This is a genomic window from Microcoleus sp. MOSTC5 (assembly GCF_036701825.1).
Lineage (GTDB): Bacteria > Cyanobacteriota > Cyanobacteriia > Cyanobacteriales > Microcoleaceae > Microcoleus > Microcoleus asticus.
In genome coordinates, this window is sequence record NZ_JAUBRK010000010.1 from 1 (window position 1) to 11288 (window position 11288).

General features: G+C 48.5%; 8 protein-coding genes. 3 read left to right on the forward strand and 5 right to left on the reverse strand.

Features of this window, described 5'->3' with window-relative positions; all coding sequences use genetic code 11:
- Window positions 1-342: 342 nt before the first annotated feature.
- On the forward strand, window positions 343-510 hold the full coding sequence (locus tag QUA54_RS07005; RefSeq protein WP_333413958.1) for a hypothetical protein: 168 nt from the start codon (window positions 343-345) through the stop codon (window positions 508-510).
- Between the two features lie 168 nt (window positions 511-678).
- Window positions 679-1302: a Uma2 family endonuclease gene (locus tag QUA54_RS07010; protein ID WP_333413959.1), complete on the forward strand. Its 624-nt coding sequence runs from the start codon at window positions 679-681 to the stop codon at window positions 1300-1302.
- 106 nt (window positions 1303-1408) lie between these two features.
- Here QUA54_RS07010 and QUA54_RS07015 read toward each other — a convergent pair whose 3' ends face one another.
- The 5 genes from QUA54_RS07015 to QUA54_RS07035 form a co-directional block, all read right to left on the reverse strand.
- Entirely contained in the window at window positions 1409-1756 is a 348-nt protein-coding gene (locus QUA54_RS07015; RefSeq protein WP_333413960.1) for a XisI protein, read from the reverse strand.
- Complete coding sequence (locus QUA54_RS07020; protein ID WP_333301874.1) at window positions 1732-2160, reverse strand: element excision factor XisH family protein; 429 nt, start codon at window positions 2158-2160, stop codon at window positions 1732-1734. The genes QUA54_RS07015 and QUA54_RS07020 overlap by 25 nt, the downstream gene beginning before the upstream one ends.
- A gap of 159 nt (window positions 2161-2319) precedes the next feature.
- On the reverse strand, window positions 2320-5193 hold the full coding sequence (locus tag QUA54_RS07025) for a zinc-dependent metalloprotease (protein WP_333413961.1): 2874 nt from the start codon (window positions 5191-5193) through the stop codon (window positions 2320-2322).
- A gap of 87 nt (window positions 5194-5280) precedes the next feature.
- Window positions 5281-6564 carry an RNA-guided endonuclease IscB gene (gene iscB, locus QUA54_RS07030; RefSeq protein ID WP_333413962.1) on the reverse strand — a complete coding sequence of 428 codons (1284 nt, stop codon included), beginning with the start codon at window positions 6562-6564 and terminating at the stop codon, window positions 5281-5283.
- A gap of 344 nt (window positions 6565-6908) precedes the next feature.
- On the reverse strand, window positions 6909-10427 hold the full coding sequence (locus QUA54_RS07035) for a hypothetical protein (protein ID WP_333413963.1): 3519 nt from the start codon (window positions 10425-10427) through the stop codon (window positions 6909-6911).
- 560 nt (window positions 10428-10987) lie between these two features.
- On the opposite strand from QUA54_RS07035, the gene QUA54_RS07040 reads away from it, so the two are divergent.
- Window positions 10988-11212, forward strand: coding sequence for a hypothetical protein (locus tag QUA54_RS07040; RefSeq protein WP_333053485.1), 225 nt, complete (start codon window positions 10988-10990; stop codon window positions 11210-11212).
- Window positions 11213-11288: the final 76 nt, after the last annotated feature.

Below are 11288 nucleotides of genomic sequence, written 5' to 3' on the forward strand. Positions count from 1 at the left end.
AGAGGTACTGGAATCATAATGAATCCTCCTGTATTTATTGTTTTAAGCACTGGATAGCCCTTAACTGAACCGTATTGGCATATAGCCAGCAAGGGTTTAGGACACTAGACTAGATCTAAAACTGTCCGAATTATTGTTTTAACTATTTGCTTAATTAATCACCTCTCTTATTACTCAAGGCAATTACGGCGGCATAACAACGCAGTGGAGCGGACATGATAAAAGCTTTGCGCTTCGTTTGGATGATGCTTGCTGCCGCTCACTTTAGCCGTTAGACCGCTAAATCTGAGTTCGGTAGTGGCTTGAATGTATTTATCAAATTCCAACCCAAAGGTGAATGCCATGCAAGCTAAACTTCAAGAACAACTTTCTCCTGCTGATGCCGAAGTTATTTTGGGACGTTTGCCAGAACGAATTAAAGCGGCTCTAATTGCGCGTGCTGCGGAAATTGAATATCCGATCGCAGCGGCGATCGAAGTGGCGCCAGTTTTCTCGACACAGAAGCATTAGGTTTCGTAGATTGCAAACCAGGACGCGGGCAGTAAAACCGAGAAGAGGTGTCAAAGTTTACGGTATACTTCGTTAACGCACCCTACAAGAGCAGCGATCTATCTCTCTACCTCACGTTAAGCTAGAAACAGACAACAGAGAGCCAACCTACGCAAAAGGTTAATATCAATGGTTGCGATCGCCCAAAAAACCCTTTCCTTCGAGGAATTTCTCAACTGGGATGACGAGTCCGGCAGGTCATTCGAGCTAGTCAATGGAGTTGCCATGCCCCTGAGTGAACCCACAGCCAAACATGAGGATGTCGTCGATGGTTTATGTCGTCTCTTGGTGGATCATTGCCAATCCTTGAACCTTCCCTACGTTCCTCGACAAAGTAAACAAGTCAGATTGAACGCTGCCCCGGGCGAAAGTGAATCGAGTCGTAAAGCCGACATTGTGGTATTTGCCAAGGAAGAATGGGTCAGAATGCGTCAAAGTTCTGCCTCTGCTGCTGCCTATATTCCACCTCCGTTGGCGATCGAAGTTGTCAGTACGAATTGGCGGGATGATTACCGCATCAAATTGAATGAGTATGAAACTTTAGGAATCATCGAGTATTGGATCGTTGATTATGCAGGGTTGGGAGGCGTTCAGTATATTGGTTCTCCAAAACAGCCTACGGTGACTATCAACCGCTTAATCGATGGTGAATATCAGGCACAGCGATATCAAGGAGAAGCCATTATTGTTTCTCCAACGTTTCCTCAGTTGGTATTAACCATCGCTCAAATCGTTGCGATGACAGAAGTTTAGTCTTTGCAAATTATTTGTAGGGTACTTTGTATTGCCAAAAAAATTATTAAAGTGCGATATACGCTACCAAGCTGATGTTATCTAAAATCTCGGTCAAGACGAGAAGCTATGCGATCGCATATCCAGTATGCTGTCGGACTTCGGGTGGATGGAAAGCAAGAACAATGTGGTCTTTGGGTACGCCACAGGCGACGAGTTCATCAGTGATGCCGTCTTCAATCCCATCATAGTGAATCCAGATTTTGTCATTGCGGATTTCGGCGTGAACCACAGTACCATGAACTCGCAGATGATTTTCCCAACCTTCATGTATCAGCATAAAATGGTTGCGATCGCGGCTGACCACCACATAGGTAATCACATCCCCATAAGTATAAGGAATATCCGCATAGTATTGGAGAATTTTCTCCAACGTCTCACGCCATTCGTCTACGGGTTGATTTGCGGTTGCCATTGGATAATCTCCTCCGTGTTTGGGTCAAAAACTATCAGGCGAAAACCTGGTTCTTCTAGCAGCAATTGCCCAGCTTCTTCTTTAAACAACGTTTCAAAGGTGTTGCGATTAACAGCTAGGTATAGACGACGCTCTGGCTCTCGTCTTTGCAGCGTTCTGGCGTACATAAAGAACTGCCCCCAAGCATTTTCGAGGTCATTAATGGGCGAAGGACCCAGAAAGCTTTTGATCTCGATCGCAATTTTTTCAGACCCTCGTTCAGCCGCAATTAGTTTTTGGGCGCCCAAATCGACAAAGACCGAGCGGCCCCCAATTTTTAGAATCAGTGGGTCATGAGTGATTGTCCAGCCATCTTTGATGAGGGCGGTGCAGACAGTATCGTGATAAAGGTCTTTGGCAGGCATAAGGGCTGTTCTTTTTAGCTTCCCTGTCTATCTATCGTATACGACGCAAGTTCTGAATTATTTTAACTTGATTGAGATTCTCAGAAACCGGGTTTTTGACCAAATCTGCCGGCGGCACCGAAATATCTTCCTCAAAAACCCGGTTTCTGAACCCCCAAATTAATTCGACTGAATTTGCGAATTCAAAACCTTAGAAATTCGATCGCGCGTTTCCTCCAAATGAGCCCGCGTATAAGCATCAGCATTCCGCTCCAAATTCCGAATACTCTTGCTCAAACCCTCCCGCAACTGCCGCAACTCGTACCAAGCCAAACTCCGCGCATCCTCTGGAACACTCGTTTTTCGCAGCACCATTCCCATCAAAATCGCCAAATGTTCCCGCTGCAAAGAACGCCGAAAAGTTGAAATTTGCATCTTCTTTTCCGCCTGCAAAACCTCTTTCCAGATATCCTTTTGCACAGTATCCAAAACTTCCGGCAACCTCAAAGCAGTTTCCGGCGCTGATTTTAACTCCGCATCCCGCAGCCTCGCCAGCCGCGTCGGAGATAGCAAAACTCGCAATACAAACCGCTGCAAAAAAGTAATTCGATCGCCGATCGGGTAATCTAGAGGAAACACCAAAGCCGGACTTCCCCAGTGCTCCCAGCGCGAAGGCGCCAATTTGTTGAGCAATTCCGGCGCAAAACTAAACGCATCCGGGGCAAAAACGTACTTCTCTAATGTTGCTAAAGCTTCACGCTGCTGAGAAAGTTCGATCGGCACAAACGGCAACTTCGCATTAGTATCTCCAGGGCGAATCCGATTAAACGACTGTCCCCCCACATACAAAGTCGCATTCATCACCTGCTGAAGATAATACCCGAACACCGAATCAAACATCACCCGCAGTTCGTTATAACCGTTTTCCCCAACCGGAATTCGCTTTTCTAAACGCTGCCACATCGCCCTAGAATTCTCCAATTGCCACTGCGAATACTTGAGCATATTTGCGCTTAGATCGAAAGTATTTGCAGCGGGATCGAGATTGTCAACAGCATCCTCATCCGGCGCGTAAGCTAACTGCGGTTCCCCCGCGCGGCTGGCAATTTGTTGCAGCGCTGGTAAGTCGCTGTTCGGGTTTGCACCGCCAATAACTTTGTAACCGTACTCGATCGCCCAATCGTCATAAGGCCCTACAATCGTCGGATAATAGTCGCCCTGCACAGTTCCCTGCGGTGCCAAATTAATCGGCACATAATCCATCACCGACGCAATCATACCTTGCGTGCGAGTTACCTGAGTATTGTTCAAATCCTCCGGTTGCAGCATCGTACTCCCGTGAAAATTGTGCCTCAAACCGAGAGTGTGACCGACTTCGTGGGCAGTCAAAAATCGGATATATTCATTAACATAATTGTCAATCGTCCCACTGCTAGGGGCTGCATTTTCCAACAGATCCATCGACATTGCCCCGATCGCAAACTGCCGGCTCGATTCCAACCCAAAACACATATCCGAACTCGACATCAACCGCGACACAGGCGATCGCTTTTGCTCTTGGTATCTTTCTACCAAAGTCGGCAAATCATCAGCAATTCCACCTCGAGCATTTTCCCCGCTGCTTTTTCCTAAATCCCCATTTTCTAACACATTCAAATAGCGAGAATACATCCCGAACTGACAGGGGTTGGTATTAGAACCATTTTGCCCTTGAAAACTCTTAGATACCGATCGATTTTGTTCCACCAAAGATCGATAGCCCTGTTTGATTTGGCGGACAATATTAGCATCCAAAAGAATGTCAGCATCCAAAATTTCCCCAGTCAGCGGGTTAGTGCGAGACGGCCCGATGCCTGCAAACTCAGGCTCAAAAGAACTCGACCAGCGAATAGTATTGTAGCGAACGTCAGCCGGGTCCCATTTAGCATTCTCCGGCATTTGTTTGACCTGAATTGCCTCAGTAAAACCTGCCTTTTCAAAAGCTTTGTTCCACTCCAAAATGCCCTCGCGAATTGCGTTTCGGTATTCCACAGGCACATTATTTTCAATCCAAAAGACGATCGGCTGCACCGGAGGCGACATCGGCGCCGTCGGGATTTGCTTTTGCAAATGCCAGCGATTGATATAGCGCACAAAAGGCTCCCGGCTGCTCTTGTCAGAAAAGTCCTTATATGCTGTCAGAAAATAGCCCACTCGCTCGTCCGCAAGTCTGGGGCGGTAGCCGTTATTTAGCGGCACTTCCGAGAAACTGTAGTGAATGCGGAGGTTAAAAGCCCGACTGTCAGGAACCGAAGGTAAATAGTTAACCGCACTGTCATTATCGCTAGAAAAACCGTAAATAGAAGCAATTTCTACATTCAGCGGAAACGCTTTAACATCTTTAAAATAAGATTTGTCTTCATCGATCGAGTAAGAAGCGCCCAAAATCATCGGCAAAATCGCTTTTACCCCTGGTAAGTCGCGCTTTTCGCTCATCAGCAAATCGCCTAAATCGATCAGCAGAGTTTGTCTTTGCGGATGAATGCTTTTGAGTGGCAAAGAATAGAGAATCGACTCGCTAAATGCCCTTTCCACCGAACCAGCTTGCGGGTCGCCCGGACTGGTGCGAAAATTGATATTTGGTATCACAAACTGCACGTTATTTTGGACTCGGCGCAGTTGAAACAAGAAATCGCCGATCGGCAATCCGCTAAAAATGCCTCCTTCCCCCAAACCCGAAGCCAATGTTACGAAACACAGGAACTTTTTGTCTAGTTGTTGCTGTGTAATTTCTAGATAAACTTTATTAGTTGCTTGATTGCGGTAAAGGCTAAATAGTCCCTCTAACTTTTGTGCGTCTTTGACAACCTGTTCAAAGGGTTCCAGAGTTTGCTGTTCGCTACTTTGTTCCTGGCTGGGCGGCGGAGAGGATAAAGCTAAAGGTAAAAAGAAACCTTTATACAAACTCCAACAGAAAAATGCTAAAGATAATATAAAAAATATCAAAGGCAGATTTTTTCTGGCACTTTTTATCTGTGTATTTTTGCTAGCTTCAGGAAATCTCAATCTTTTCATAAAAACCTCGCGGTAGCTTGGAAACCCAGTGGCTTTAGCCCTGGGAGGAAAAGGGACACGGGATACTTTAGTATCCCGTCAACAGTCTTAAAATCCATAATTGTACCCATCCTTTTGATGAATATAAAAACAATATTTGTGACTGATTCCTTGAATTAAGCCCTGGGCTGCTGACACATTAAAACTGCCAGATGAGCGGACAGCCACTCTGCCCGTATAAGTACCAATTTTTTTGCCCGAAGTAACAACGGCTTTTACAATATCGCCTGTCTGGAAACCCTTGACAAACTTAAATTTAGGAACGTACCTAGAAGGAATTCCAAACTTATCGGTGCGACACATCTGCCTTGAACCATGCCCCGTTGCTTTGATATTTAAAGGCTGATTTGCTGACACAGAAATCTCAGGTGTATTACCTACGCAAGCAGCATCAAAGAAGTGGGTTTTTGGTAATTCCAGCCGTATGCGGTTGAATTTGGTCAACCCGCCAGAACCCGTAATAATCTCTTTACCTGTCTCTTTTAAGCGATTAAACAAAGCCCATCGAGTCGAGTTAACAGCAGCGGCATCCTTCAACGGGCGCTTAGCTTGTGCCACAATTTTTTTCAAAATATCGGTTTTTTTCGCCAAGAATATCTTGATGTCTTTAGTCCCTTTTTTTTTGTTGCAAGATTCGCAAGTTAAGCACAGATTAGATATTCTATTGGTTCCGCCCGACGCTCTAGGATGAATGTGCTCAACTTGTAGCGGTACATTTTCCGCGCCACAGTAAGCGCACCGCCTATCCCATTTTGCAAGAAGATACTCGCGGACTTCGTAGCCTTGCAGCTCCCCTTGTTGATACTCAATCCCTGAAATCTCCGGGTTTTCCATTTTTTGTAAATCAAACCTAACCAATTCCTGAAAGATTGTCTTAACTGGTGCAAGCTTTGATAACTTGTTGACCCAAGTTAAAGTCGTCTCTACTCGGTGTTGGAGGCTGGGAGCTAACCAGTTTTTGGATCTAGTCCGGTTCAAAAATCTCGCTTGGCGATACCTTGTATGCCGACTTCTGCGGTTGCGCCGTAGAGAACGACGCGACTCTAACGATGCCTTAATTGCTTGCCCGCGATGGGTTAGTTCGGCTACCCAGATCAGATTGGAATTCAGAAGTAGAGCAAACCCAGTAACTTTTGAACCGGGGTCAATCTTTAAAGTGACAGGCTGCGGGTCTTGAACTACCTTTTTTTTCAAGATTATAGTAAAAGGGTAAAGCCTGAAAACTTTACATTTGCCAACCTTTAACAGTTTGCGTGCCAAAGATGGTTTGCATGGTGTTAGTGGTTTGCGGTTAGCATCTAGAACAAAAACGTAATTTGGTTGGATAGACATTGTTGTGTCCCTTCGATTTCTCGTAAAGTTCGCTTTGCCAATGTTATAAGGGCTTTTTACGCTTGCAACACTATTCCAGTGACCTTAGAATTGTTTAATTGCAAACAACAGATCGGAAAACTAGCGTCGCATTTTCCGGTGTTTTGACCCCAACAACGTAGCCCGTTAAGGCTTAGGCGGGTAAGCACGGCTTTAGCTTATTTGCCAAAGCCCCGTGTCTTCAGACCGGGGTTGCTTACTTTCAGTATCCAGCCGCAGGAAAGAATAGTTTTGAGAGAGTCGCGCCGCACTCGCAACGTTGGGATCGTTAACTTCTAAAATAACTCAAAACTCAAAAGTCAAAACTATTGTTTCGCTGGCCAGGGAATCATGGGATCTTGAGCCAACCGTTTAGAAACTGCAACAGCACCGTAACGGTTGAGGTGGCTGGGGTCGGAAAAAGATTCCCGCGCCTGGGGCCACAATAAACTCTTATCTAGGAAAATTAGTCCGCTTTGAGCTGCTAATTGTTGCATATATTGCCGGAATTCTTGTTCGTAACCTGTCCGCACCGGATCTAAATAATCTTCCGTCAGAGGCATATTCACGAACACGAGATTGATGTTGCGAACCTTAGTAAATTGGATCAGATTTTTGAGTGCTAGAGCTTGTTCGCCTATCAATTTAAAATCTTGATAGTCGGAGTCGTAGTAGCCAGATACTTTCGGGTGGCTCTGAAAGTAAGTATCAGGATTGAAGCGTATATCGATCGGCAAAAAGCCGTTTGGTTGAAACTCGCTGGTTGGTTTACTCGCAGCAGTTGGCTGGGCATTTTCCGTTGTTTCTGGGCCCAGGGCTGCGGTTTGAGGGATCTCGGTTGCAACAGGGGCTGATGGATTGGCGAGCGATCGCAAAAACCCTTTGAGCCGATCGCGCTTTTTGTAAGTTGCAGAACCCTCCACAAACTTTTGACTCACCAATTGCTGAACGTCAGCTTGAGCTTGTTCCAAATTGTCCACCAATTCAGTGGCAGTCGCCACCGGATTGTTGGCACTCTCTTTCGATCCTTCAGCATCTAATTCATTGGTGCGGATCAGAAAACTACCCCGGGACAATTGCCTGTAACCTTCCGAAGAAGCGATCGCGCTAAAAGTCAAATCCGGCCGCCCGCTGTTGAGAGCCCTCGCCCCGTCCGCCAACACCAGCAATTTTGGCAGTTGTTGCGGCGGCAAAATCCGGCGGACGATCGAATCTACAACCTGGAGAGTAGCTCCATTAACCCCAAAATTGTAAGCCCTCAGCCCCGGATAGCCCGAAGCTGCCAAAGCTGTTTCCAAAACCGCCGGGTCGATGCCCCGCAGCGCCCTCGAACTACCGACAATTAAAATATCCGGCGGTTTTTTGTGCAGGTGGATGTACTCTTGATAGCGCGCTATCTGGTCGTCAAGCTGCTCGCTCCTCAAAGTAGGGAACACCGGAGGAGCAGAAACATCCGCTACAGGAACGCTAATATTTCCCGGTTTCGTAAACCCGGAACCATTGAAAGCCTCTTCCTGGTTAGCTTCCGGCGACGGTTGCAACGGAATTTGAGGCAAATTTACCTCCCCAGAAGGGGGAACGGGGTTCGCGGTTTCGTTCGGAAGTCGGGCTGTAACGTCGCCAAAAGCCTTGGGGGATGATTTTGGACAATTTGGGCCGCTGCAAACTTCGGAAGTGCTAGGAGCTTGACTGACCGTCGCAGATTGCAGAAATAGACCGAGGAGCCAATCGGTATTGAAAGTCAGCAGACAGCCGGCGATCGCCCAAATCAAAGCCATGCCGGCGGCGCGATCGGCTCTCACGCCCCCGGGCGCAGTAGCATTTGTAGACAAACCATCGTTGGGAACAAAAAAACCCGAAGCCACAAGCGGTTGCACCGCAGCTTGAACTAACTGCTCGCCCAGATTGTATCCGGGGAGTCTGATTTTGAAGCGGGGCCGCCAGGAGTTGGGCCCGGGCGCATCGAACACCAAATTCTCGCCCAAACCCGAAAAAGCCCCATCATCCGCCGCAAACTCTGGCACAGGTTCCTTTGCCAAGACAGCCAATTGCGAGGGAGCCGGTGCCGGAGTCGCCGCTGATTCCTCGTCAACCGCCGTTCTGAGATCAATTGCGTAGCGCCACAGCGGCACTTTCTGGCCGGCGCGACGCCCGTAGACTCGCACCCCTGCCACTCCCGGAATTTGTAACTGCCGCAAGAATTTAGCCACCGGCGGCCCTACCTTCGACTGAGAAGGGCAAGTCAGAGCTTCAGTCATGACGTGCAGCACGTCGGCTTTTTGCAGCACGACAGCGCGAATCCCTCCTGTTTCCAGCTTGCGCCTGAGACTGGGGTTGAGCAACCTGTTCAATAAAAAAGTCAGAGCCAATTGGTCGCCCTCGGCCGCCAGCGTTCTGGCGCTTGCAGCCAAGTCGGGGTGGTGGGCTGCTGGCAAGTCCACCCAGTCTATCCACACTGGCGACTCCGGCGCCGCCTGAGAGTCCTTGGCTGGTTCTACGCCGTAGATAGTAGCTGCGCGGATGCCTTGGGGCGCGAAGGAAGCTAACAAAGGGGCGATCGTGTCGGTGGTTTGCTGCTTGTCGGGGTATTCTTGCCGTTTAGGCTTTTGTCCTTTTTTGGCAGTTTTGCTGCAAAACAGGTGGAGGGTTGCTTCTTTGAGGGTGGCCCGCACTTCAACTCTCGATGCTGCCAAGTTTTGGTTTAGCAGTTTGGCGATCGCAGGTACGTCTCCCCACCTGGCCCATTCCTTGAGAATTTTGTCCGGCGAAGTTAAATCCACCCGCAGCACCCAGTCCGGCTTCGCTTCGCCGCTCACTTGGCTGCCGATCAGTGCTTCCCGGAAATCCTCTAGTTGCAGTTTCCGCAGCCGGCCGGCGATGGGTTCTGCCAGCAACGAAGGGTCGGGGCTGTAAGCTGACTCGCACAGCACCAGCAGCCGGCGTTCCTTGGGCTTGATATTTTCCGGCCCCTGAGCCGGCAGGTTTTCCCGGCTGCTTTTGAGTTCTTTTTCGCGAATGCTTACTTTCACCGAAACTCCCATCGGGCCGAGGATTTCGCTGAGATAGCTGGCGATCGCATCTGGATAGCCCCGGCGCGCCAAAGTTTCCGGCGAAACCGTCAATGTTCCACCGCGATCGCCATCGCCTGAGTCGGCTTCGGGGGATTGAATCAAAGCCACCGCGCCGCGGTTCGCTTTCTGCTGGGGGGGAACGGCGGAACTAAAAGCTTCCCGCGTCGCAGCAGCCGAAGTGTCGATCGTCACGGGGGAAGTTTCAAAAGCTTCTGGGTATTGAATCCGCGAGGCGATGGGAAGACTTTCGGCGTCAAAATCAAGTTCTTCCCGTACTTGCGGCGGGTGGGCCGCTGTTTCTACCGGTTTTGGTGTCTGTTTTAGTTTGCGGTTGTCATTCTTAAATTTGCCGAAAAATCCGCCTTTTTTACGGCTTTCTGGCGGTTCGCCGTCGGCGGGACTCTCTGGCGGCGGCACTTCGGCAACTTTTGGTTCCGGTTGCTGCGGCTGTTGCTGTCGCTGGGGACTGCTGCAATCGAGCCGGACTGTCCAGTCATTTTGTCGGGAACCGAGTTTGCGGCCGCAGAGAAACAACTGGTAAATTTTAGGTCGATCGGGCAGCAGTCGCGTTAAATCAGTTTGTTCGAGGGCGCTGGTAAATCTCGCCGTCACCAATTCTTGAGACGGACACTGCGCTGCTTCGCACAAAATGTGCAGGTGATTTCCCCGCAAACGCGCTTGTACTTGAACTTCGGGAAGCCCTAAAGCTTCTTGCGCCCACTGCGACGCGCTCGATCGATTATCTGCCAATATGCTCCCGTTCGCATTCAACATGAAACTCTAAATTTTGCCAAAGCTGGTTTTGTTTTCTAGAAATAGCACAGTTACAGATTTTACAGACAATTATTTTATTTGCCGAGCCTAACCGTTTTGTCAGGTTTAAGCCTTGCTGGGCTTACTGTCTTGCCTTGTATCCCCTCGGCTTCGATCCGTTGGGGAATAGTGTTTTGATAATACTACCCCGACATTTTGGCACAGATAGACCCAAATTAAGCCTAGCAAGAAGTTATTCGTTATTCCTGATACCGTTTCCGTTTGTATCGGAATAATCATTTTCGGATTGTAGTGCTGTGGTTTCGCTTAGCTGCGCGGAGACAGTCGCACGCTCGATATTCGGAGAGTATCCCGATTTTATACAAAGCGTTTTTTCCGAGTGCGATCTTAAGATCTGGCGAGAAGATATTTATAGACTTGGCTGCGCGGGGACGATCGCTTGCAGGATCTGATTCGGATGTCACTGGATTTGATATCAAAAGTCATTAGTCATTCGTCAGCGGTCAAGATGATTATTTGCCCTGTAAACTGAGGATTAGGGATTGACACAGGAGGAATTTATGCCGTCGGAAAACCAAGACTTGCTCAAAACTCAAACACCTAACAGTCCAAAGTTGCCAGTTCCCTCAGACATTTTATTGAGCTTGGTCGCTTTACCCATGCTGGGCGGCTTGGTGGTGGCTAAAGCTGCTGCTGAGTTTGTTGCGTCGATCGGCGTTGAAAGCGAAGAAGTTTTTCGGGGTTCGCGCCTCCCCGTGCTCAACTTTCCTCAATCACAGGACTAGAAGGCATAAGGAAGGATGCTTGCAACTAGAAGCTAATTTTTTTCACCCCGCCCAAAAACTTATGCCAGCCCCCGGC